Source organism: Rhizobium metallidurans (assembly GCF_014196505.1).
Lineage (GTDB): Bacteria > Pseudomonadota > Alphaproteobacteria > Rhizobiales > Rhizobiaceae > Rhizobium > Rhizobium metallidurans.
Genome location: NZ_JACIDW010000017.1, coordinates 36,458 through 60,126, shown reverse-complemented (window position 1 = coordinate 60,126; position 23,669 = coordinate 36,458). Strand labels below are relative to the sequence as shown.

The window sequence follows — 23,669 nt, the reverse complement described above, 5'->3', positions numbered from 1 at the left end:
CTTAAAAATTCGATATTCGACAACCCTGGATGATCGCGCCTTGCCTCCCAAGAATTGGGGAGTTGACGCAATCCGCGCCTAAAGCGACGCCCGCCTGGCCTCCGGTTGCATGAATTTCTGGAACACCGTTTCGAGAATGTCGGGGCTGACGGGCTTCATGATCACGTCGTCCATGCCGGCCTTGGCGCATTCGGCGCGGTCGCGCTCGAAGGCCTGGGTGAGCACGCCGATGATGGGGGTGCGCGGGCCATCGCCTTCCACCTGGCGGATCAGCCGGGCCGCCTCGAAGCCGTTGAAGCCGGGCAGCGAGATATCCATCAGCACGATTTTCGGCCGGTACTCCGTCCACATGCGCACGGCTTCGTCGCCGCTGGAGGCGATGCGATAGTGATAGCCCAGCCCTTCGAGGATCTGCGAGAAAACGATCTGGTTGATATCGTTGTCCTCGGCGACCAGCACGTCGAGCTCGATCTGATCGTCGGATGTCATGATCTCCCAGTCGCCGTCGATCCGTTCCGCCATGGTGCCGCGATTGTTGCGGTTGAAATGGCGGGCGATCTGGAAGGTGAGCTCGGTGGAGATCTGGAAGCCGTCCATGACCAGCGACGAGATGCCGTACTGCTCGGCGAGCTCTAGGCAGCGCATGCCCATCTGATTGTCGATGATGACGAGATCGAGCGACAGGCCGGCCGACGTGGCGATCTCCAGAAACTGCTCCTCCTCGTCCTCGTTGCGCACCGAGCATGCCTCGAAGCCGTACTTGGCCAGTGTCCTCAGCGCCGCGGTCTCGGCGGCGATATCGCCGGTGACGACAAGGATGCGGCGACCGGAGAAGTTCTCGGGCACGATGGCTTCCATGGCGGCCGGTTCGCGGCGCTCGCTGTCGCCGATCATCGGAACGTAGGCGCGGCGATAGCTGCTCTGGGCCGATGTCGTGACGCTCGACGCCTTCTCGAACTCCTCGATATCCCCGCCCTCGCGCGGCAGGTCCTGCATGGTCGAGATCAGGAAATAGCGCCCCGGCTTGCCGATGCGGTGCTTGCGCGAGATGATTTCGCGTTCCGAACCGTCGCGGGCGATCTGGCGCTGGCGGACCACCGACATCTCCCCGGTTTCGAGAACGTGGAGGTCGCTTTCCTCGAAGCGGGCGGCCACCTCTGGCGAGAACAATTCGGCGCTCTTGCGGCCCAGCACCTCGTCCGCCGTCGTCTGGTACTTCTCGCAGAAGGCGACGTTGACGGCGACGTAGGTCAGGTTTCGATCCTTGACGAAGAGCGGGAACGGCAGGTTGTCGAGAATATCCTCGGTGAGCTGCACGCGCTCGAGATCGAGCCGCCACTGCTCCTCGCGCTTCTTGGCCTCCGAGATGTCGGAGATCACGCAGACGCCGTAACCGCTAGCGAGCCGGCGCTTCTGGAAGCCGACCCAGCAATCGTTGCCGTAACGCTCGACCGCCTCGTAGCGTTCGCGCCAGTGCGAGGCGATCTTTTGCGACAGCCAGTCCTCGCGGCTGAGCGCGCCCTGCTTGCCGGCCGAACGGCTGCGGATGCCGGTTTCGTAGACGGCGCTCAAAAAATCCCGCAGCCGCGTGCCGGGCTGCAGGAGATCGGCGCAGATCGGGAAGAAATCGAGAACCTGCCGGCTGCAGAAGACGATGTGATCGGTCTTGTCATAGACGATGAAGGCCGACGACAGGCTTTCGCAGACCGCGTCGAACAACGCCGTCTGGAGGCCAGCCGCGGTTTCAACCGCGCCCTCCCGCGGGGCTGTGTCCGCTTGATCGCGACCGGCACTCATACTACGCGTCCTACATCTGTCCGAATGGATTGCATTTTGCGGCGGGTATTGTCGGCAAAATGCCAGTTTTGTCTTAAGGCGTGCTTAACATTAAGCAGCCAAATATTTGCGCAGGTACAAGGCCTTATCGCGTCGCTTTCGCCCTTCCCTCGGCCGCGAGAATCCGCGAAAATGGCGGCATGTCGATCAAGCTGCTTTCCGAAACGCTCATCAACCAAATCGCCGCCGGCGAGGTCATCGAACGCCCCGCCAGCGCCGCCAAGGAACTGATCGAGAACGCGCTCGACGCAGGCGCAACGCGTATCGAGATCGCCACCTCGGGCGGCGGCAAGAGCCTGCTTCGGGTGACCGACAACGGCTCGGGCATGGACGAGCGCGATCTGGAGCTTGCCGTGCGCCGGCACTGCACCTCGAAGATCACCGATACGCTCGACGATATCCATACGCTCGGCTTTCGCGGCGAGGCGCTGCCCTCTATCGGCTCGGTGGCGCGGCTGACGATTTCGAGCCGCCGCCGCGACAGCGATGGCGGGGCGGAAATTTCGGTGGCGGGCGGCAAGCTGCAGCATCTGCGGCCATCAGCGCTCAATCCCGGCACCATCGTCGAGGTGCGCGACCTCTTCTTCGCGACGCCCGCGCGGCTGAAATTCCTGAAAACGGAGAAGGCCGAGGCCGGCGCGATCACCGAGATCGTCAAGCGCATGGCGATCGCCTTCCCGCAGGTGCGCTTCGTGCTCTCGGGCACCGACCGCACGACGCTGGAGTTTCCCGCGACCGGCGACGACCATCTGGCGCGCATGGCGCAGGTCCTCGGCAAGGATTTCCGCGACAACGCAATCGAAATCAATGCCGAGCGCGAGGATGTGACGCTGACCGGCTTTGCCGGCGTGCCGACCTTCAACCGCGGCAACGCGGCGCATCAATATGCCTTCGTCAACGGCCGGCCGGTGCAGGACAAGCTGGTGCTGTCGGCGATCCGTGGCGCCTATGCCGAGACGATCCCATCGGGACGCTACGCGGTGGCGGTGCTGTCGATCGGGCTCGATCCGGCGCTGGTCGACGTCAATGTGCATCCGGCCAAGTCGGACGTACGCTTTCGCGATCCGCAACTGGTGCGCGGGCTGATCGTCGGCGCGATCCGCGAGGCGCTGGCGCGCGACGGCAGCCGGGCGGCGACCACGGGCGCCGACGGCATGCTGCGCGCCTTCCGCGCCGGCTTCCAGCCGAACGGCTACCGGCCGCAACCGCAACCGCAGCAGCAATGGAGCGCCGAGACCTCGCCGTCGCGGCCTTTCTCCGCCCCCGCCGGCTACTCCCACTCCCCGCCGCGTCCGGCCGGCAACGGTTTCAGTGACCGGCCACAGACATCGTTCGACGGGCTGACGATGCCGACGGCCCGGGCCGAAGCCACGCAGACTTCGCCATGGATGGCGCCAGCGCCCGTCGCCGAGGCCGAGGTGCCGTCGCGCTTCCCGCTCGGCGCGGCGCGCGCGCAGATCCACGAGAACTACATCGTGGCGCAGACCGAAACCGGGCTTGTCATCGTCGACCAGCACGCCGCGCATGAGCGGCTGGTGTTCGAGGCGATGCGCAAGGCGCTGCACTCCAAGAGACTGGCCTCGCAGGTGCTGCTGATCCCCGAGATCATCGACCTGCCGGAAGAGGATTGCGACCGGCTGATGCAGTTTTCCTCCGAGTTCGGCGAGCTCGGGCTTGGCATCGAGCGTTTCGGGCCGGGCGCCATCGCCGTGCGCGAGACGCCGGCGATGCTCGGCGAGGTCGATGCCTCGGGGCTGATCAAGCAGCTCGCCGACGAGATCGCCGAGTGGGACACCGCATCGGGACTATCGGCCAAGCTCGAATATGTGGCGGCGACCATGGCGTGCCACGGATCGGTGCGCTCGGGACGACGGCTGCGGCCGGAGGAGATGAACGCGCTGTTGCGCCAGATGGAGATGACGCCGGGCTCCGGACAGTGCAATCACGGCCGGCCGACCTATATCGAGCTCAAGCTTTCCGACATCGAGCGGCTGTTCGGCCGGAGCTGAAATCGCTGGCAATGGCGGCTGTTGCGGGGTATGGCAATCCTGTTACGGTCGGCTTTGAGGATTGGAGCGCATGAACTTGTTTGAAGGAAACGGAAACCGCGAAGCGAAGATACGCTATCTCGATGCGGATTTTCAGATCCTGTCGCCGGGTTCCCATGTCGTCTGCGCCATGACGGGCAAGCAGATCCCGCTCGACGAACTGCGCTACTGGAGCGTCGCCCGCCAGGAACCCTATGCCGACGCCGTGTCCTCCTTCGAGGCCGACAAGCGCGCCGGCGTGCTGCCGAACCAGAAGCGGTAATCGCGGGCCCGACGACGTTGGCGAGACGGCGCAGCGCCAAAGCAGCGCCTCGGCCATGGAGAAAACAATGATCAAGATCATCGCATTGCTGCACAGCGCCGTCGGCCGGGATTGGCAGACGCCTCCCAAGGAGATGGGCCTGAAGACCTTGTACGAAGCCGAAGCGCAGGGCTTCGTCGAAATCCGCGGCGAATTCCAGAAGCGGCAATTCCGCCTGACGCCGATGGGCTTCCAGACCGTCGAGCGCGACAGGCGGCGGCTGGAAGCGCGCAAGCTTTAAAGCCGGCCCTTTCGGCGGCTCGCAGTCTCACACCGCAAAAGGACGAGAACCGGTGCTCTTCCGTTCATCCGCCCTGTTGTCCGCCGCCCTCATCGGGATGGCCATCCTGCTTGGCGCTGTCGTCGGCTCCGCCCGGCCCGTGCTTGCCGGACCCTGCGCGCGGGAAACGGTCGAGAACACCAATTACGTGATCTGCACCGTCGATCCCGCCAAGGTTGACTTGCGTCTCTTCTGGAAAGGCGACGACGGCGCGCCCTACCGCTCCTTCCCCGGCATCGCTGACGCCGTCACCGCCAAGGGCAAGACGCTCGTCTTCGCCGTCAATGCCGGGATGTATCTCGAGGATTTCTCGCCGATCGGCCTCTATGTCGAGAACGGCCGGGAGCTGCGGCCGGTGGCAAGCGTCAAGGCGTCGACGGCGAGCGGTCCGGTGCCGAACTTCTACAAGAAGCCGAACGGGATATTCTATATCGGCGACAAGGGCGCGGGCATCCTGCCGACCGCGACTTTCATGAAGCTACGCCCCGACGTCAGGCTTGCCACGCAGTCCGGGCCGATGCTGGTGATCGCTAACAGGATCAACCCGATCTTCATCGCCGGCTCCAGCGACCGCACGCGGCGCAGCGGCGTGGGTGTCTGCGACAATGGCACCGTCCGTTTCGCGGTCAGCGACGATCCCGTCAACTTTCACGATTTCGCGCGGCTTTTCCGCGATCGCCTGCAATGCCCGGACGCGCTGTTTCTCGATGGCGGGGGTGGTGCGGGGTTCTATAGCGGCGAATTGGGGCGCAGTGATTTTTCCTGGCATGGCGGGTATGGGCCGGTGTTCGGGGTGGTGGAGTAGGCCGGCTTGTAGCGAGATTGGAGCCAGGATTACCCCCCTCTGCCCTGCCGGGCATCTCCCCCACAAGGGGGGAGATCGACTCGCGGTTAGGTCTTCGCCAAACGTTGAAGTAGGAGCGAGCGGGCAAGCCCAGCCAATCTCCCCACCTGTGGGGGAGATGTCCGGCAGGACAGAGGGGGGCGACACACGGCACAACGCCCATCGCATCGACAGCGCTAGTGGAACGCCCGAACCTCGACAGGAGCCCGACAAGCGATGGCAGCCTTGCGGCCCCAGGCCAACGCCTCGTCCATGCCATCAGCCTCCAGCACCCATAAACCGCCGACATGCTCCCTGGTTTTGAGATGGGGACCGTCGCTCACCGACACATTTCCATCGGCATCGGCGCGCAACGACTTGGCGGTGCCCGCCCGATGCAGGCCGCCGACGAAGAGCCGGATGCCCGCAGCGATCATCTCGTCGTTGAGCGCATCGATCGCACGATGCATCGCCTCATCTTCCGAGACGGCGGGGTCGTAATCATCAGGATGGTGAATGGCTACCAGATAGCGGGGCATGACGTCTCCTCCATGTTGAACCTATTGTAGAGACGATTGGGGGCTGCGGCATCCGACATGTGATATGATCGGGGGTGATGACGTGGGCATCGAGCGCGGGTTGCAACAGGCAGGCGTGGCACAAGAATTACCCCCCTCTGCCCTGCCGGGCATCTCCCCCACAGGTGGGGAGATTGGCTGGGCGCGACCGCCCGCTTGTACCTCAACGTCTGGCGAAAGCCTAACCACACGTCGATCTCCCCCCTTGTGGGGGAGATGTCCGGCAGGACAGAGGGGGGTGCTTCACGGCAGAACGCCTCAACACGCTTACCCCGCCGCCATCTCCTTAAGCCGGCGCTCGCGGCAGGCATCGAGCGCGCGGTCGATGATCAGCCCCGGCGCCAGGTGGTCCTCGAAGGTCATTTCCACCTCGATCACCCGGCATTTCGAGGCCAGCGTCTCGGCCTTGCCGTGGTGACCCGCCAGCCGCACGAAGTCCTTGGAGGTGGTGACGATCTGGAGGTCGTCGCGGGCGGCGGTTTCGAGGATGTCGTCGATCTCGTCGTCGGTCAGATGCTCGTGATCGCCGAAGGAGCGGCGGGCGACGGTTTCGGCACCGATCTCATCGACCGTACGGAAGAATTTCGAAGGATCGGCGATGCCGGCGAAGGCCAGAACCTTCCGGCCCTTCAGATCGGCGCCGTCGGAGACCGTCACGGATGCGGTGAAATAGGGCTTGGCGGCGCGCGCCGCGATGCGCACGATCTGGTCGGCGGCTGCACCCGCGCCGACCTTCAGAAGCGCTGTCGCGTAGCGCAGTTGCAGCTTGATCGGCGCGCGCACCGGGCCGCCCGGAACGATATGGCCGTTGCCGAGGCCACGCGTGGCGTCGATGACCAGCAGCGCGTAATCGATGGCGAGGCGGGCGCTCTGGAAGCCGTCATCCATGATGATCAGGTCGGCGCCTTCCTTGACGAGGCGCCTGGCGCCCTCGACCCGGCGGCGGGAAATGACGGTGAGCGCCTCGCGGGCGAGAAGCAGCGGTTCGTCGCCGACGGCCACGGCGCGGTGGTGGCCGGCATCGACCACGGTGGTCACATCGAGCGAGCCGCCATAACCGCGACTGAGGAAGCCGGGCGTCAGGCCCTTGGCCTTGGCGGCGCGGGCGATCGCAATGGCGGTCGGCGTCTTGCCGGCGCCGCCGACGGTGAAATTGCCGACGCAGATCACAGGGACGGGCACGGAAGCGCGCCTGGCGTTGACCATGCGGTAGCCCGAGATACGGCCGTAAAGAAAGGAGATCGGATAGAGCGTCCAGGCGCGCCAATCGGCTTTCGTCCACCAGAATGGTGGCGCTTCGGATACCATCTTCGCCGTCCTGCTTTTCGCACCGCCGGCATGGCGCCCGCCGATGTCATCTCCACCCGAGCGAAAAGAAAAGGCAATTTTCAAGAAAAAGCAAGCCTTTGGTCGATCAGGCGAACTGCAGGCCGGGCAGCAGCCCTTCGAGTTCGGTGATATCGTTGAGGCAATGATCGCTGGCGGCGGCGAGCGATTCACGCGATCCGGTGCCGGTCAAAACCGCGACCGTCAGCCCGACATTGGCGTTGCGGCCCATGTGCAGATCGTGGTTGTTGTCACCGACGACGGCGACTTCGGAGGGGTCAAGACCCGTGGCCGCGCAGAAGCCGAGCACCATGCCGGGCTCCGGCTTGGTGCCGTGGCCGCTGTCGTAGCCGGCGACGTAATCGATGTATTCGGCAAAGCCGAAGCGCTTGGCCGTCTGTCGGATCGAGCGCTCGTTATCGCTGGAGGCGACGCCGAGCTTGAAGCCGCGCGCATGCAGGCGGGCGAAGAAAGAAGCGAGATCGGTGACCGGCACGGAGAAATCTGCGGCATGGGAAAAGAGTTCGTCGAGCCTTACCGTCAGCTCGTCGACGGGAACCGTCGACCCGGCGGCGACGAGGCCCTCCGAAATCTGGCGCGTGTTACCGGCGGCGAGCAGGCTGTCGGGAACGATATGGCCGGTCAAGGGATCCATGCCGCAGGCAAGCAGCAGGCGGTCGGCAAGCGCAGCGTCGTCCCTGGCGGCGATCAGCGCCAGCTCGCGGTTCACCGGCAGCCAGCTCTCGTCATAATCGAGGAGCGTGCCATCCTTGTCGAACAGGATACCCTTGATCACCTGCATGTCCTTGACCCTAGCTTTAAAGCGCCTCGCGATCTTTCAGATTCGCTCGTTGCGCTTTAGCTGTTTGTTTTACCGCATGTCGTTATCGCAAAACCGCTTCACACTTTTGCGCGACGTGCTCTAGCGTTGCGCCGCCGTCTTCGGCAGCAGCCTTGCCTTTACCGTCAGCGGATTGATGTAGGGCTCGAGACCCTTCATCGTCGCCGTCAGCGCACCGCGCATTTCTTGCACGGCCGCGGCGCCAGCCTCGATCATATTGCGGCGCGCCGGGTCGTTGGTCAGCAAATAATGCACGCCCTTGGCCAGCATCTCGGTATCGCGCACCATGCGGGCGCTGCCACGGCGGGCAAGCCGCTGGTAGGCCTCGCGGAAATTCTGGACATTGCTTCCCGAGAGCACCGCGCAGCCGAGCATGGCCGGCTCCAGCGGGTTCTGCCCGCCCTCGCCGAACAGCGAGCGGCCGACGAAGGCGACCTCCGTCATGCGCAGATAAAGCCCCATCTCGCCGATCGTATCGCCGAGGAAGACGTCGACATCGGGGGTGAGCATATCCTCGCGGGTGCGGCGGGCGACCTTCAGCCCCTGCTTGACCAGTTCGGCCTCGATGGCATCGGCGCGCTCGGGATGGCGCGGCACGATGATCGTCAGCTGGCCGTTGCGCTCCCTCAGCGTGCGGTGGACGATGCCGGCCGCCTTCTCCTCGCCATCGAAGGTGGAGATCGCCGCCCATGTCTTGCGGTCGCCGACCTGCTGCTGATAGCGCGCGAAGGTGGCGGGATCATAAGACGGCGCGTCGGTATCGACCTTGAGATTGCCGGACATCAGCACCTGGCGCGCGCCCAGGTCGCGGAAACGCTCGGCATCGACATCCGACTGCGCGATGACGAGCGCGAGGTTCTCGAACAGCGCCTCGGCCAGCGCCTGACGGCGGGTCCAGCGGGCGAAGGAGCGATCGGACATGCGGGCGTTGACGAGGATCTGCGGGATGCGGCGGCGGCCCAGCTCCAGCACGGTGGCCGGCCAGATCTCGGATTCGGCGATCAGCGCGCAATCGGGCTGCCAATAATCGAGGAAGCGGCTGACGGCGGGCTTCAGGTCGAGCGGCACATATTGGTGGATGACTTCGGAGCCGACGCGTTCGGCGGCGAGCTTGGCCGAGGTGACGGTGCCCGTCGTCAGGATGACGTGGACGTCGCGGCGGCGGATCTCGCGGATCAGGGGAATGACGGCGTTCATCTCGCCGACGCTCGCGGCATGAAACCACACCAGCGGACCGGCGGGGCGATCGGCGCTGGCATAGCCGGAGCGCTCGAGCCGGCGAGCCCTGTCTTCCTTGCCCTTGGCGGCGCGATAGGTCAGATAACCGCCGACGAAGGGCGTGATCAACGTCCCGGCCGCCTGATAAGCGCCCAGCGCGAAACGCGCCATGCGGCCGCTCATATGACACGTCTCCGATCGACGATGATCGACATCAACCCATTCCCAAATATCATTGCGGCCGAAATGACCGATCAGTTTGTTCAGAATGCGTCAACAACCGCCCCTGTACCTCGATAAGACAGGCGGCTGGATAAAAACGGGGGCCACCAGGGCCGAAAATTATTTGCCGGACTTGTCTTCGGGATCAAGCAAGCGGTGCATATGGACAATGAAATAGCGCATGTGGGCATTATCGACGGTCGACTGGGCCTTGGACTTCCAGGCCGTCAGAGCGGATGCGTAATCGGGGAAGATGCCGACGATATCCAGGCCCGAGAGATCGCTGAACTGCACGTCATCGAGACTTTCCAGTTCGCCGCCGAACACGAGGTGCAACAATTGCTTCTTTTCACCGGACTTGGTCATTTCGGTCACTTCCTTCATCTGCTCCTCCGCCGTTTCATCTGAGGGATTTTGACGGAAACGTCAACTGCTCAGCGCGCCGCGATAGGGGATAGAAATTCATTCAACAGCGGCTCGGAGCCGGCGCAAAGCTCGCCATGGCGAACATCCGCGCGGTTATAGGTCAGCGCCGTTCCATCGAGGTTGACGAGACGGCCACCCGCCCGTTCCAGAATGAGGTCGGCGGCGGCCAGATCCCAGTCGTGGGAATTGCGCTTCACGAAGGTGCCGTCGATCGCCCCATCGGCCACCATGGCGACGCGGTAGGCGAGCGAAGGCACGTGCCTGATCCGCTCGATCCTGGCGCGCAGCGGCTGGGGGAAGCCGTTCAGCACATCCTCGGCGATGGCGAAGCGAACCGGCGGCTTCGGCTCCGATACGCGGATCGGCATGCCGTTCTTCAGGGCGACGCCACCGGCGACCGCCTCATAGAGTTCGTCGAGTGCCGGCGCGTTGAGCACACCGGCAACCGGCCGCCCCTTGTGGACGACGGCGATGCTGACGCACCAGAGCTTCTGGCCGGCGAGGAAGCCGCGGGTGCCGTCGATCGGATCGATGATGAAGAGCGTGTCGCGCGACAGGCGATCGGCGCTGTCCTCGGTCTCTTCCGACAGCCAGCCGTAATCCGGGCGGGCGGCGCGCAGCAGGGTTTCAAGGATTTCGTTGGCGGCGAAATCGGCGGCGCTGACCGGCGAGCGGCCCTCGTTCTTCCACCAGACCTCGGGCGACTGGTTGAAATGGCCAAGCGCCACGGCACCTGCTCGCCTTGCAGCGTCGGCGATCAGGTCCAGATCGCTCTGCCAGCGGGCATTGTCCACGTCGCTCATCCCAAATTCCAATCCGTCAGCGGCTAGAGCATGTCGCGCAAAAGTGTGAAGCGGTTTTGCGATGAAGACATGCGGTAAAAGAAAGACCTAAAGCGCAATGAGCGAATCTGAAAGATCGCGAGGCGCTTTAGCCCGCGATCACCGTCCGGCCAGCGTCATTCCCTCGATCGCGATGGTCGGGGCGGCTACCCCGTACTTGCGGTCGATGTCGTTGGCCGGCGTTACCCGCATGAACATCTCCTTGAGGTTCGATGCAATGGTCACTTCCGAAACCGCGAAGGTCAATTCACCGTTTTCGATCCAGAAACCGGTGGCGCCACGGCTGTATTCGCCGGTGATCATGTTGACCCCCTGCCCGATCAGCTCGGTGATGTAGAAACCGTTGCCGACGCCACGGATCAGGTCCTCGGGCGAGATATCGCCGGGCTCGAGCGCCAGGTTGGTCGAGGCGGGCGTCACCGCATTGCCGCCGCGCACGCCACGGCCGTTGGTCTCCATGCCGATCTCGCGGGCGGTTGATGTCGAAAGGAACCAGTGCTTCAGGACACCGTCCTCGATCATCACCATGCGCTCGCCGGAGACGCCTTCGCCATCGAAGGGGCGCGAGGCGGGGCCGCGCACGATCATCGGATCGTCGGTGATCGACAGGCCGGATTTCAACACCTGTTCGCCCATCCTGTCGCGCAGGAAGCTGGTCTTGCGGGCGACCGATGCACCGTTGATGGCGCCGGCGATGTGGCCGACGAAGCCGCGGGCGATACGCGGATCGAAGATCACGGTGACATTTTTGCCGGTATCGACCTGGCGCGGCTTCAGGCGCTTGACGGCGCGTTCACCGGCGCGGCGGCCGATTTCGGCGGGATCGTCCAGTTCGGAGAAATAGATGCGGCTGTCGAAATCGTAGTCGCGCTCCATGCCGGTGCCCTCGCCGGCGATAACGCTGACGGAGCGGCCGAAGCGCGAGCCCATGTAGCTGCCTTCAAAGCCGTGCGAGGTGACGAGAACCATGCCGCCGCGACCCGAGGATGCGCCGGCGCCCGAGGAATTGGTGACGCCGGGGACAGCAAGACCGGCCGCTTCCGTCGCAAGGGCCGCCTCGCGCAGCTGGTCGGCGGAGACCTCGGTGCTGTCGAGCAGTTGCAGGTCGGGATAGGATCTGGCGAGCCGGCTCTCGTCCGCGAGGCACGCGAAGGGATCTTCAGGCGAGACCTTGGCCATGGCGACCGCGCGCTCGGCGAGCACCGACATGTCGAAGCCGGGATTGGCCGAGACGCTGGCGACGCGCTTTCCGACGAAGACGCGCAGCGAGAAATCATCGCTCTCGGAGGATTCTGTTTCTTCCACCTTGCCGAGCCGCACGCTGACGGATTGCGATCGGGAGCGGACGACCACCGCATCGGCGGCATCGGCGCCCGCCTTCCTGGCGAGGTCGATCAGCTGGCTGGCGCGGGAGAGAAGCGTCGAGGAATCAATTTCAGAGGACATGGTTTGGCCTTTCCTTCGCGTTCCATTTATTGTGCGCTACGGAAAGCATCAAGGCCGACGGCGCCGATTCTTTTTCGCGCTGCTTGCGCAACCATCACCATTGAAAGAAGCTTAGCGGATGTCCGAGCCCAACGCCCTCTTCACCGAAACGATCCTGCTGCTCGGCGGCGCGGTCGTTTCGGCCCCGATCTTCAAGCGGCTGGGGCTTGGAACGGTGCTCGGCTATCTCGCCGCCGGCGTGGTGATCGGGCCGATCTTCAACGGGCTGACTGACGGAGAGCAGATCCTGAACGTCGCCGAACTCGGCGTCGTGTTCCTGCTTTTCATCATCGGGCTGGAGCTGAAGCCGAGCCGGCTCTGGCAGATGCGGCGCGACATATTCGGGCTCGGCGCCGCGCAGGTGATCCTCACCGGGCTGGTGCTGACGGCGCTCGCCGATCTCTCCGGCCTGCTCGACTGGCGCGGCAGTATCATCGCCGGATTCGGCCTGGCGCTGTCGTCCACCGCGTTTGCCATGCAGATACTGGAGGACGACGGCGACGTCAGCACGCGCTACGGGCAGCGCTCCTTCTCGATGCTGCTGTTCCAGGATCTCGCCATCGTGCCGCTTCTGGCGCTGATCAACATCCTCGACACCGGCAAGGGCCACGGCACGCCGATCGTCGATTTCGGGATCGCCATCGGCGCTGTCGGCGCGATGATCGTCATGGGCCGCTACCTCCTGACGCCGCTGTTCCAGATCATCGCCAGCACCGGCGCACGCGAGGCGATGATCGCGGCGGCACTTTTCGTCGTCATGGGGTCGGCGACGCTGATGCAGATGGCCGGGCTGTCGATGGCGATGGGCGCGTTCCTGGCGGGCGTGATGCTGGCGGAATCCTCCTATCGACACGAGCTTGAAGCGGATATCGAGCCTTTCCGCGGCGTGCTTCTCGCCATCTTCTTCATCGCCGTCGGCCTGTCGCTGCAGCTCGACGTGCTCTGGGACAACGCGCTGGTCATCCTCGTCACCGTGCCTGTCGTCATGGCGGCGAAGGCGCTCATCATCTACGCGCTCTGCCGGCTGACGGGCTCCGATCACAATGACGCGATCCGCATCGCCTTCCTGCTGCCGCAGGGCGGTGAATTCGGCTTCGTGCTGTTTTCGGCGGCCGGTGCTTCGTCGCTGATGCCATCGAGCACGGCATCCCTCCTGATCGCCATCGTAACGCTGTCCATGGCGCTGACGCCGATCGGCACCAAGCTTGCCAAAAGGTTCCAGAGCGGCGAGACGAAGGAGACGCTGGAGGAGGATTTCGAGGGCGCCGGCGCCGACGTGCTGATGATCGGCTTCTCGCGTTTCGGCCAGATCGCGTCGCAGATCCTGCTTGCCGGCGGGCGCGCGGTGACCGTCATCGACACCTCGGCCGACCGCATCCGCCAGGCCTCCTCCTTCGGTTTCCGCATCTATTTCGGCGACGGCACGCGCAAGGACGTGCTGCGGGCGTCCGGCATCGACCACGCCAAGATCGTCGTCGTCTGCACGCAGAAACGGGAAGTGACCGACAAGATCGTCGAGCTGGTGCAGGCTGACTATCCCGAGGCCAAGCTTTTCGTGCGCTCCTACGACCGCGTCCACTCGATCGCGCTGCGGAACCTCAATGTCGACTACGAACTGCGCGAAACGCTGGAATCGGGCCTGCTGTTCGGTCGCCGGACGCTGGAGGCGCTCGGCATCAGCGAGGCCGCCGCCTACGAGATCGGCGAAGACATCCGCCGCCGCGACGAGCAGCGGCTGGTGCTGCAGGTCACCGAGGGACTACAGGCAGGCCGCGACATGCTCTACTCGCAGCCGGTCAAGCCGGAACCGCTGGTGAAGCCGAAGCGGACGATGGATTTCTCACAGGATCCGCTGGCGGGCACGGGGGATGCGGTGGCGGATGTTTAGCACTGCCAGGGCTTTTCCACGCGCATGAGCCGTCGAAAACCATCATTGCAAGGCGGCTGATCCAATATTTGGAGGTAGTGATCGTAGCTTGACGCCGGGACATACGCGATCGTGCAATCGGCAAGGGCATCCTCGGCGGCGCGCTGCGCGGCATCGACAATGAACTCGGCGCTTGTCTGCCCTCGTAGCTTCGCGGCGCGGTCGATCAGCGACCAGACGTCGTCGGATGCTTTCAATCTGACTGTACGCATTGGTGGGTTCGCGTTGCTCATGACGCCCTCCTAATCGGACGTTATCACAGCCGCTCGGCCCGCGCATGCGTCTCGATCGCGCCATCCAGAGCATACTTCAGCTCGTCCTTGACACCCTGAGACATGGCCAGCACTTCGCGGGCCTTCAAAAAATCCATGACGCCGGTGCGGCCGACGGCGGGGCGCAGGAAAATGTGGGGCGGCTGGATGCGGAGTTTGAGCGTGATCGCCGTCTGCATCATCAGCTGGCCGGAGCCGAAGATGCTTTCCATGCGGTTCGGAATATGCGTGCCGTCACCTTCAGGCGCGCCGACGACGTCGATGCCGATGACGATATCGGCGCGGTCCATCAGGCATTCATAGGGGACGGGATTGCTGATGCCGCCGTCGATCATCACCCGGCCGTGGAGCCGCACCGGCATGAAGACGGCAGGGATGGCGGAAGAGGCTGCGAGGGCCGGAAACAGCTGCCCTTCGCTCACCAGCACTTCCTGCTGGCCGTAATAGTCGGTGGCGGTCACCGTCATCGGGATCGGCAGGTCCTCGAAGCGATCGGGGAGATCGGCGGGAAGGAAGGCTTTCAGGATGCGTTCGAGGTTGAACTGGCCGATGCGCACGCCGTTCGCCACCGCGTCGCGCACGGTCTGCGGGCGCAGGCCCCAGAGGCGGCTCACCACGGCGGTCTTGTTGCCGACGGTCATCAGCGCGTGTTCGCGGATGGCCTCGCCGGTCATGCCGGCCGCCATGCCGGCGCCCATGATGGCGCCGATCGAGGAGCCCGATATCGCCACCGGTCGAATGCCGAGTTCGTCCAGCGTTTCGATGACGTGGATATGGGCGAGGCCGCGTGCACCGCCGCCGCCGAAGGCGATGGCGATACGCGGCGACGCGCCGGAGGCAACATCTTCGAGAGCAGGGAACGCGGAACTGGTCTTTTCGGCCTGCTGTGTCACCCTTCGCCCCCTGTCGCCGCTACCTATTCAGGCTGGTAGCGGTAGAAATGCACCCTGGTATCGCCGAAGATGCGGTTTTCCAGGAACAGATAGGAAGGATCGACCGAAACGGCAACGTCGGCGCGCTCCTCGAGCACGGCAATCGCGCCCGGAAACAGCCAACCACCCTTGGCGGCAGCCGCCATTGCCTTTTCGCCGAGACCCTTGCCATAGGGCGGGTCGGCGAAGAGGAACTGGAACGGCTCGAGGTTGCCGACGCTGCCGAGATCGGTCGCGTCGCGTCTCAGAATGCGCGTCTTGCCGTGCAGGCCGAGCGCATCGATGTTTTCCCAGAGCAGGCCCCTGCCCTCGACGCTGTTTTCAACGAAGAGCGCATGGCGACAGCCGCGCGAGACGGCTTCCAGCCCAACCGCGCCTGTGCCGGCGAAGAGATCGAGTATCCGGGTGCCATCGACGCATTCCGGATAGGCATGGCTCAGAATATTGAACAGGCTCTCACGCGTCCGGTCGGCAGTCGGCCGGATGTCGTTGGATTTAGGCACGGCGAGCGACCGTCCGCGAAACTCACCGCCGACGATCCGCACCGCGTCCTATTCCCTTGCCTTTTGGTCCACCACGCGACGGCCCGCCCGAGGGCTTGCCGCCGCCACCGGGACGATCGCCCGAAGGCTTGCCCGAAAAACTCTTCGCGCCCGGCTTGGAGCCGCCAGGCTTCGCCCCGAAGCTCTTGCCGCGCGGCCCGTCACCACGCGGTTTGTCGCCGAAGGGACGATCGCCTCTTGGGCGCTCGCCCTGGGGACGATCTCCACGGGGCCGATCGCCATACGAACGCTCGCCGGCCGGACGCTCGGAACGAGCCTCGCCGGAGAAACGCTTGGCGCGGGGACGCTCGTCGCCCTCTTCGCGCGGACGGCGGTCGCCGAACGGCCGGTCGCCTGTCGGACGGTTACCACGGGGAGGACGATCACCGAAAGGCCGATCGCCACGTGGTCGATCACTACGTGCCGGGCGGTCACCGAAGGAGCGCGGACGGTCGCCATCCTCGCGCGGCTTGCGCTCGCCACGCGGCTTGTCACCAAAGGGACGATCGCCTCTTGGGCGCTCGCCCTGGGGACGATCGCCACGGGGTGGGCGATCACCATAAGGCCGGTCGCCGCGAGCCGTGCGGTCGCCGCCGGAGCGGTCACCGCGATCACCAAACGAGCGGTCGCCACGGGGACGGTCACCGAAGCCGCGATCGCCACGGTCGCCGCGCTTGCGGTCGTCTTCGCGGCTCACATCGCTGGAGCGGATCCATTCGCCCTCTTCGTCGCGGGCGCGGTTGATCTGCACGCGCGGGCCTTCGTCGTAGCTTGTCGGCTGCGGCTTGGAACGGCCGGGCTTCTCGCCACGGCGGAGCGCCGTCTGGGCGTTCTTCTCGGCCTTGGCGGCCGCCTTTTCGCCGAGCGGACGGGCGCCGGGCGCCATCCAGACATTGGCGTTGCGGCGGCTGCCGAGCGCCGGACGCTTCGGGCCCTCGTCCTTGCGGTCGCCACCACGGCTCGGGCCCCTGCCACCATCGCGATCGCGATCACCGCCACGGCGATCGTCGCGTTTATCGTCGCGCTTGGTGTCGAGGCGGCTCAGCGCGCGTTCGCGCTTGTCTTCCGGCTTCCACGAGCGCTCGCGGCGCTCGGGCCTGGCGTCGGCTTCCTCTTCCTCGGTCACGGCGGGCGCGTTGTAGATCGGCGCGTCGAAATTGGCCTTGGCGTCCTCGATCAGGCGCGGGCCGAGCTGGTCGCGCAACGTGCGTCCACGCACTTCGATCACCGCCCGCTCGGGGATATCGCCGAGCTGGAACGGGCCGTAGGAGATGCGGATCAGGCGGTTGACATCGAGACCGAGCGCGCCGAGCACGTTCTTGATTTCGCGGTTCTTGCCTTCGCGCAGGCCCATGGTGAGCCAGACGTTGGAGCCCTGCACCTTGTCGAGCGTCGCTTCGATGGCGCCGTAGAGCACGCCGTCGACGGCGATGCCGTCCTTCAGCTTGTCGAGTTCTTCCTGGTCGATCTCGCCGTGGGCGCGCACGCGGTAGCGGCGCAGCCAGCCTGTCGTCGGCAGTTCCAGCGCACGCGCCAGGCCGCCGTCGTTGGTCAAGAGCAGCAGGCCTTCGGTGTTGATATCGAGGCGGCCGATCGACATGACGCGCGGCAGATCATCGGGCAGGTTGTCGAATACGGTCGGACGGCCTTCCGGATCGGCATTGGTGGTCACCAGGCCGGCCGGCTTGTGGTAAAGCCACAGGCGCGTGCGCTCGATGCCGCGGATCGGCATGCCGTCGACTTCTATTCTGTCCGTCAGCGTGACGTTGACGACGGGCGTATCCAGCGGCTTGCCGTTCAGCGTGACGCGGCCATCGAGGATCATGCGCTCGATATCGCGACGCGAGGCAACGCCGGCGCGCGCCATCACCTTGGAGATGCGTTCCGCCTTGCTGTCGCTCGTCACGTCGGACACGGCATCCGCCTTGTCAGCCGATTTTGCGAACTTCCGTGCGGGCTTCTCGCCCGATTTCGCGCCGGTATCGCGCGGGGATGGCTTGCCACCCGGCCGTTTTGGCTTGTCTTTGAATGTCATTTGTTGTTTGCCTGCCTTTTGGGGCCTTCTATCAGTTCGCGCCCCTGCGGTTAAGTGGAAATTGTCGGATCGTGAAGACAAATCAATTTATGGAGCTGGCGCTTGAGGAGGCGCGTGCCGCGGGCGCGCGCGGCGAGGTGCCGATCGGCGCCGTGGTCGTCCTCGACGGCACCGTGATCGCCAGTTCCGGCAACCGCACCCGCGAGCTCAACGACATCACCGCGCACGCCGAAGTGGCCGCCATCCGCATGGCCTGCGAGGCGCTCGGCCAGGAGCGATTGACGGGCGCCGATCTCTACGTGACGCTGGAACCCTGCACGATGTGCGCGGCGGCCATCTCGTTTGCCCGCATCCGCCGGCTCTATTACGGTGCGGAGGACCCGAAGGGTGGCGGGGTGGACAGCGGCGTGCGGTTCTACGCGCAGCCGACGTGCCATCATGCGCCGGAGGTGTACTCCGGGATGAGCGAGGTGCAGGCGGCGGAGATCTTGCGGGGCTTCTTTCAGGGGAAACGGGATTAGGCGCGCTTCCGGCCAATCAGGCGCTGCAATGCGCCAACTTCGCAGAACCTAAAGTCGAAATATTGATTTCCTATCAATAACTTAAAATAATCTTGGCCGCTCGTTCATCCCCGCGCTCGAAACCCACCCCTACACTATCGGCGTCCCGTCATCGGATACACCGGCAGGCGTGCCGGCGAGGCGGGATCGGCGCGGAGCGTGAGGGTAGGACGCAAAACCTCACGGTCCGGGTCCGCGGAAAATGATCTCCCTCCGGTGACGGCGGGTTCTGTCGCAAGACGGGCCTGAGTTGAACCCGGACGTGCCTGTGAGGCACACATGGTTCCGCCGCGAAGTTGGGCGGAAAGGCAGAGAGATCGGAGTCGCGGATAAAAACCGCCGAACGGGGCGCTGGGAAGCGCCATATTCTACTTACTCAATCGAGGTGATTTTCAGCGCCCCGTCCGAGTGAAGATTGCATGGTGGAGACACGGGTGAGAGGCCGCGTGGGGTTTTGGTGTGTCTGTGGGGATGTGGTGCGATGATAGAGAGGTCTCGCCGTGGAACACCCCCCTCTGCCCTGCCGGGCATCTCCCCCCACAGGTGGGGGAGAGGACTCGTGGCCCGCTCACGGTCTTGGCGTCAACATCGCCACAAATTAAGCCCTCCCCCTTGTGGGGAGGGTTGGGAGGGGTCTTTCCCCTACGCGCTCACATCGAACGTTTGTAAAAAGCTCACCGCGCCCGAAACCTTACTGCAGCAGGTTCCACCACTGCTTGCCGGAGCCGGCGACGGCGGCTTCCTTTTTCTTCTTCTTCATCTTCTTCAGCTCGGGCTCGCCGACGTCGTCGAGCTTGGCGGGATCGTCGACCTGACGGTATTCGGTCGGCGGATCGGAGATGAAGCGGCGCTGGTCGATATAGGCGCCCTTCTGGATGGCGCGGGCTTCGCGGTAGGCCTTGGTCTGCGCATCCGTCGTGCGGCGACCGCCTTCGATCTGGTTGTTGGCGAGCGGCGACTGGTAGTTGGACTTGTCGCTGTTCTCGTCGGCTTCCTTGACGAGACGGGCGCGGGTTTCCTCAGGCGATTCGACCCATTCCGGATTGTCCTTGCTGGCGATCGACTGCTGCGGCGCAACCAGGTTTTCCTGGCCGCCGGTCTTGGGAACCACGAGGCCCGGACGCGGATTGTATTTCACGCCCTTGTTCTTGGGCTCGGCGCCGGTCAGCGAGGTGGATTGGCCAAGGTCATCGGTCAGCTGCTGGAATGCCGTCTTGTCCGTGCCGTATCGGGGGCCACTCGTGCAGCCCGACATCATCGCAGTGCCTGCCATCGCAACAGTCAGGCATGCGCCCAAACGGAACCAACGCTTCGATAACATGAAAACCCTTCCAGCCATGCCGGTGCAGTCAACGCTTCAACCGGACATCCTCCCCCTGACGGAAAAATCCGGCCATTTTCAGGCAGCTTTTACCGGATGAACCGCGATTGCGCAATTCATCCGGCAACTTTCTTCAGCTTATGCAGCAAGTTCGCGCAGTGCCGCCGCATCGCGGGCCGAAACATCGGGGTATTGCGGATCGGAGCCGACATCCGTCGTGATCCGCCACGAGCGGGCGCATTTGGCGCCTTCCGCAAGCTTCGGCTCGACGCTGACGCCGGCCACCTCGGTGAGACGGAAGGCATTGGCCGGGCCTTCGTTGGCCTCGATGACGATGCCCGAGGTGATGCAGATCTCCTCGAAGTCCTGGCCATCAAGCGCCTTCAAAAGCTCAGCATCGGCGATGTGGACGACCGGGGCGGCCTCCAGCGAGGAGCCGATGCGCTTGTCCTTGCGCTCGATCTCGAGCGCGCCGGTCACGACCGTGCGCACGGCACGGATCTTCTTCCACTTCTCGGCGAGCGCCTCGTTCTTCCAGTTCGCGGGGATTTCCGGGAACTGCTCGAGGTGGACGGAGACGGCACCGGGGTTGCGCGATAGCCATGCCTCTTCCGTCGTGAAGGGCAGCATCGGGGCGAGCCAGGTCACCATGCAATCGAAGATGTTGCGGATGACATGCAGCGAGGCGCGGCGACGCAGGCTGGATGGCGCGTCGCAATAGAGCGCATCCTTGCGAACGTCGAAGTAGAAGGCCGAGAGCTCGACATTGGCGAAATCGATCAGCGCGCGGGCGATCTTCTTGAAGTCGAAGGCGTCGTAGTTTTCACGCACCAGCTGGTCGAGCTCGGCCAGACGATGGAGCATCAGCTGCTCCAGCTCCGGCATTTCGGAGACCTGGAAGGTCTCGCCCTTGTCGTGCGCCAGCGTACCGAGCATCCAGCGAATGGTGTTGCGCAGCTTTCTATAGGCGTCGACATTGGTCTGGATGATCGTCTTGCCGACGCGCAGGTCGTCGGCGTAGTCCGAGGTCATGACCCAGAGGCGCAGGATGTCTGCGCCGGCATCCTTCATGATTTCCTGCGGCGAGGTGACGTTGCCCTTCGACTTCGACATCTTCTCGCCCTTCTCGTCCATGGTGAAGCCATGGGTGAGGACGGCGTTGTAAGGCGCGCGGCCACGGGTGGCGGCCGATTCCAGCAGCGACGAGTGGAACCAGCCGCGATGCTGGTCGGAGCCTTCGAGATAGAGATCGGCCGGCCACTTGAGATCCGGGCGATCTTCCAGCGTGAAGGTGTGGGTCGAGCCACTGTCGAACCAGACATCGAGGATGTCCATGACCTGCTTCCAGGGCTCGTTGGCCTTCTTGCCGAGGAAGCGCTCGCGCGCGCCTTCGGCGAACCAGGCATCGGCGCCTTCGGCTTCGAAGGCTTCGAGAATGCGCGCATTGACCTCGTCATCGACCAAGACTTCGCCGGCCTCGTCGACGAAGACGCAGATCGGCACGCCCCAGGCGCGCTGACGCGACAGAACCCAGTCCGGGCGGCCTTCGATCATGGCGCGCAGACGGTTCTGGCCGGCGGCGGGGACGAAGCGGGTGTCGTCGATGGCGTTCAGCGCGCGCGAACGCAGCGTCGTGCCGTCGGCCAGCGTCTTGTCCATGTAGACGAACCACTGCGGCGTGTTGCGGAAGATGACCGGCTTCTTCGAGCGCCAGGAATGCGGATAGGAATGCTTCAGCCGGCCACGAGCGAAGAGCGCGTTGCGGGCAATGAGTTCCTTGATGACGCGCTCGTTGGCATCGCCCTTCTTGCCGTTGTCGTCGATGACGCGGCCGCCTTCGAGGCCGGGGGCGTCAGCGGTGTAGAAACCGGCATCGTCGACCGGGAACGGGATCTTGGTGTCGATGCCGCGGGCTTCGATCTCGCGGGCATGGCTCATCCAGGCGTCAAAGTCCTCGCGGCCGTGGCTGGGCGCGGTGTGCACGAAGCCGGTGCCGGCCTCGTCGGTGACGTGGTCGCCATCGAGGAGGGGCACGAGGAATTCGTAGCCGCCGCCGAGGTTCTTGAAGGGGTGGGCGCAAACGACGCGCGCGAGATCCCTTTCGGCGTCCAACTCAGCAACGAGTTCAAGTTCAATTTTTGCTTTCTGAGCCGACGCATCTGCCAGAGCTTGGGCGAAAACCAGCTTCTCACCGGGTTGCGGGCCGAAATCGTTCTCTGCCTTAACAACTCGGTACAGCGCGTACTTTACGCGACTAGAGAATGCGATTGCTCGATTGCCAGGAATTGTCCACGGCGTAGTCGTCCAGATGACGATCGAAGCATCCGCCAATGATTGTTGCCCCGGGCCTCCGCGAGCTGTCGCCGGAACGACTCCTTGGCTGACAACCGGAAACTTCACCCAGATCATGTCGCTCTCGATGTCGTGGTATTCGACCTCGGCTTCAGCCAGCGCCGTGCGCTCGACGACCGACCACATGACCGGCTTGGAGCCGCGATAGAGCTGGCCGGACTTTGCGATCTTCAAGAGTTCGCCGGCGATACGGCTTTCGGCGTGGAAGGCCATCGTCGTGTAGGGGTTGTCGAAATCACCCTCGATGCCGAGACGCTTGAACTCCGCGGCCTGGGTCCGGATCCAGCCGGCGGCGAATTCGCGGCATTCCTTGCGGAACTCGTTGACCGGGATCTCGTCCTTGTTCTTGCCCTTCTCGCGATACTTTTCCTCGATCTTCCACTCGATCGGAAGGCCGTGGCAATCCCAGCCGGGAACATAGTTGGCGTCGAAACCGCGCATCTGGAACGAGCGGTTGATGACGTCCTTGAGGATCTTGTTCAGCGCGTGGCCGATGTGGATGTTGCCGTTGGCATAGGGAGGACCGTCGTGCAGGACGAATTTCTCGCGGCCGGCGGCGGATGCGCGCAGCTTCTTGTAGAGGCCCATCTCCTGCCAGCGGGCAACGGTTTCCGGCTCCTTCTGCGGCAGACCGGCGCGCATCGGGAAATCGGTTTCGGGGAGATAGAGGGTCTTGGAGTAATCGATCTTTTCGGCTGTATCGGTCATGTCTGGCAATCGTCTCTTCTAGCGATCGTGCTTTACGCCTCGCAAACGGGCGCAACGGACTTGGAAATATCGTGGTGGCGGAAGCGCTCTGAGGTCGAGCGCCGAAAACCCGGACCTTCCGGCCGCTTAGCGCGCGCGGAAGGCCGGGCCGATAATTCGTATCGTGATCGCCAGCCGGAATGTGTTCATCGCGCCGGTTCATAGGCGCTTTTACGTGGAAAAGGAAGAGGAGAATTGGTGCAGCTCCGCCCTCTGCTACCGTTGTGCGTCACCGCCGATGCTATATATTGAGGCCACGGCAACACAGAGGCTCTTTCGATGGTGAAACGCACCTTTTTCATCAAGGCAATCTGGGACGAGGAGGCCAAGGTCTTCTATTCCGAGAGCGATATCGAAGGGCTCCATATCGAAACGGCCGATATAGACGCGTTCGAGGACATCATCTTCGACAGCGCCATCGACCTGATCATCGCCAATCACATGTCCTCATCCGACCTTGCCGACACGCCGCTGAAAGATCTCGTTCCAGCGATTCTCTGGCAACGCCCGACCCCACATGTCGCGGCGGCCTGAATGGCCGAGGGCTATTACAAGATTGTCTGCGAGATCATTTCCGCCCTCGGCTACGTCTATCTGAAGAATGCTAAGGGATCGCACGAGAAATGGCAATCGCCTGACACCAAGAAGATGCTTTTGGTGCCGCGCAATCTCCAAAGCCGTCATACGGCTAACGCGATCCTGAAAGACGCCGGTTACAAGGGAAAGCTTTGAGGAAGGCCGCGGCATCACCCGCG

At 64.1% G+C, this 23,669-nt stretch carries 22 protein-coding genes; 8 read left to right on the top strand and 14 right to left on the bottom strand.

Translation table 11 applies throughout. From position 1 onward, the window contains the following. Positions 1-78: 78 nt before the first annotated feature. The gene (locus tag GGQ67_RS20130; protein ID WP_183901910.1) at positions 79-1,797 is read right to left on the bottom strand and encodes a response regulator; all 1,719 of its coding nucleotides are present in this window, start codon (positions 1,795-1,797) and stop codon (positions 79-81) included. 179 nt (positions 1,798-1,976) lie between these two features. Here GGQ67_RS20130 and mutL point away from each other — a divergent pair, with 179 nt between their 5' ends. The 4 genes from mutL (at position 1,977) to GGQ67_RS20110 (ending at position 5,270) form a co-directional block, all read left to right on the top strand. Next, positions 1,977-3,845, top strand: a complete 1,869-nt coding sequence (gene mutL / locus GGQ67_RS20125) for a DNA mismatch repair endonuclease MutL (RefSeq protein WP_183901909.1) — start codon at positions 1,977-1,979, stop codon at positions 3,843-3,845. A gap of 70 nt (positions 3,846-3,915) precedes the next feature. Next, positions 3,916-4,146 (top strand): DUF2093 domain-containing protein, encoded by a 231-nt coding sequence (locus GGQ67_RS20120; protein ID WP_183901908.1) that lies wholly within the window; start codon positions 3,916-3,918, stop codon positions 4,144-4,146. Positions 4,147-4,213: 67 nt separating this feature from the next. Then, the gene (locus GGQ67_RS20115) at positions 4,214-4,426 is read left to right on the top strand and encodes a hypothetical protein (protein WP_183901907.1); all 213 of its coding nucleotides are present in this window, start codon (positions 4,214-4,216) and stop codon (positions 4,424-4,426) included. 97 nt (positions 4,427-4,523) lie between these two features. Further along, positions 4,524-5,270 (top strand): phosphodiester glycosidase family protein, encoded by a 747-nt coding sequence (locus GGQ67_RS20110; protein WP_183901949.1) that lies wholly within the window; start codon positions 4,524-4,526, stop codon positions 5,268-5,270. A 215-nt stretch (positions 5,271-5,485) separates the two neighbouring features. Here GGQ67_RS20110 and GGQ67_RS20105 read toward each other — a convergent pair whose 3' ends face one another. The 7 genes from GGQ67_RS20105 to GGQ67_RS20075 form a co-directional block, all read right to left on the bottom strand. Next, positions 5,486-5,827 (bottom strand): YciI family protein, encoded by a 342-nt coding sequence (locus tag GGQ67_RS20105; RefSeq protein ID WP_183901906.1) that lies wholly within the window; start codon positions 5,825-5,827, stop codon positions 5,486-5,488. A gap of 306 nt (positions 5,828-6,133) precedes the next feature. Next, entirely contained in the window at positions 6,134-7,174 is a 1,041-nt protein-coding gene (gene lpxK, locus GGQ67_RS20100) for a tetraacyldisaccharide 4'-kinase (protein WP_183901905.1), read from the bottom strand. Positions 7,175-7,280: 106 nt separating this feature from the next. Next, on the bottom strand, positions 7,281-7,994 hold the full coding sequence (locus tag GGQ67_RS20095) for an HAD family hydrolase (protein WP_183901904.1): 714 nt from the start codon (positions 7,992-7,994) through the stop codon (positions 7,281-7,283). A 120-nt stretch (positions 7,995-8,114) separates the two neighbouring features. Next, positions 8,115-9,434 carry a lipid IV(A) 3-deoxy-D-manno-octulosonic acid transferase gene (gene waaA / locus GGQ67_RS20090; protein WP_183901903.1) on the bottom strand — a complete coding sequence of 440 codons (1,320 nt, stop codon included), beginning with the start codon at positions 9,432-9,434 and terminating at the stop codon, positions 8,115-8,117. A 159-nt stretch (positions 9,435-9,593) separates the two neighbouring features. Then, positions 9,594-9,839, bottom strand: a complete 246-nt coding sequence (locus GGQ67_RS20085) for a DUF4170 domain-containing protein (protein ID WP_183901948.1) — start codon at positions 9,837-9,839, stop codon at positions 9,594-9,596. Positions 9,840-9,907: 68 nt separating this feature from the next. Then, positions 9,908-10,702, bottom strand: coding sequence for a 3'(2'),5'-bisphosphate nucleotidase CysQ (locus tag GGQ67_RS20080; RefSeq protein ID WP_183901902.1), 795 nt, complete (start codon positions 10,700-10,702; stop codon positions 9,908-9,910). 138 nt (positions 10,703-10,840) lie between these two features. Further along, positions 10,841-12,187 (bottom strand): TldD/PmbA family protein, encoded by a 1,347-nt coding sequence (locus GGQ67_RS20075; protein WP_183901901.1) that lies wholly within the window; start codon positions 12,185-12,187, stop codon positions 10,841-10,843. 118 nt (positions 12,188-12,305) lie between these two features. Here GGQ67_RS20075 and GGQ67_RS20070 point away from each other — a divergent pair, with 118 nt between their 5' ends. Then, a complete protein-coding gene (locus GGQ67_RS20070) occupies positions 12,306-14,114 on the top strand; it encodes a monovalent cation:proton antiporter-2 (CPA2) family protein (protein WP_183901900.1) in 1,809 nt (602 codons plus the stop codon). On the opposite strand, the gene GGQ67_RS20065 is transcribed toward GGQ67_RS20070, so the two are convergent. From GGQ67_RS20065 to GGQ67_RS20050, 4 genes are read right to left on the bottom strand one after another with little or no spacing between them, the layout of a single operon-like run. Next, positions 14,111-14,386, bottom strand: coding sequence for a type II toxin-antitoxin system TacA family antitoxin (locus tag GGQ67_RS20065; protein ID WP_183901899.1), 276 nt, complete (start codon positions 14,384-14,386; stop codon positions 14,111-14,113). The genes GGQ67_RS20070 and GGQ67_RS20065 overlap by 4 nt on opposite strands. Before the next feature lie 23 nt (positions 14,387-14,409). Further along, entirely contained in the window at positions 14,410-15,318 is a 909-nt protein-coding gene (locus GGQ67_RS20060; RefSeq protein ID WP_183901898.1) for a patatin-like phospholipase family protein, read from the bottom strand. 23 nt (positions 15,319-15,341) lie between these two features. Continuing rightward, positions 15,342-15,902, bottom strand: a complete 561-nt coding sequence (gene rsmD, locus GGQ67_RS20055; protein ID WP_183901897.1) for a 16S rRNA (guanine(966)-N(2))-methyltransferase RsmD — start codon at positions 15,900-15,902, stop codon at positions 15,342-15,344. Further along, on the bottom strand, positions 15,883-17,934 hold the full coding sequence (locus tag GGQ67_RS20050) for a pseudouridine synthase (protein WP_183901896.1): 2,052 nt from the start codon (positions 17,932-17,934) through the stop codon (positions 15,883-15,885). Before GGQ67_RS20050 ends, rsmD begins: the two co-directional genes overlap by 20 nt. 89 nt (positions 17,935-18,023) lie before the next feature. On the opposite strand from GGQ67_RS20050, the gene GGQ67_RS20045 reads away from it, so the two are divergent. Continuing rightward, positions 18,024-18,455 carry a nucleoside deaminase gene (locus tag GGQ67_RS20045; RefSeq protein ID WP_183901947.1) on the top strand — a complete coding sequence of 144 codons (432 nt, stop codon included), beginning with the start codon at positions 18,024-18,026 and terminating at the stop codon, positions 18,453-18,455. 730 nt (positions 18,456-19,185) lie between these two features. Here the strand turns inward: GGQ67_RS20045 and GGQ67_RS20040 are convergent. Beyond that, a complete protein-coding gene (locus GGQ67_RS20040; RefSeq protein ID WP_183901895.1) occupies positions 19,186-19,815 on the bottom strand; it encodes a hypothetical protein in 630 nt (209 codons plus the stop codon). Positions 19,816-19,953: 138 nt separating this feature from the next. After that, a complete protein-coding gene (ileS, locus tag GGQ67_RS20035) occupies positions 19,954-22,875 on the bottom strand; it encodes an isoleucine--tRNA ligase (RefSeq protein WP_183901894.1) in 2,922 nt (973 codons plus the stop codon). Between the two features lie 318 nt (positions 22,876-23,193). Between ileS and GGQ67_RS20030 the strand changes: the two genes are divergently transcribed. Both GGQ67_RS20030 and GGQ67_RS20025 read left to right on the top strand, forming a co-directional pair. After that, a complete protein-coding gene (locus tag GGQ67_RS20030; RefSeq protein ID WP_037186714.1) occupies positions 23,194-23,448 on the top strand; it encodes a DUF1902 domain-containing protein in 255 nt (84 codons plus the stop codon). Continuing rightward, positions 23,449-23,646 (top strand): type II toxin-antitoxin system HicA family toxin, encoded by a 198-nt coding sequence (locus GGQ67_RS20025; RefSeq protein WP_037186717.1) that lies wholly within the window; start codon positions 23,449-23,451, stop codon positions 23,644-23,646. Positions 23,647-23,669 lie beyond the last annotated feature (23 nt).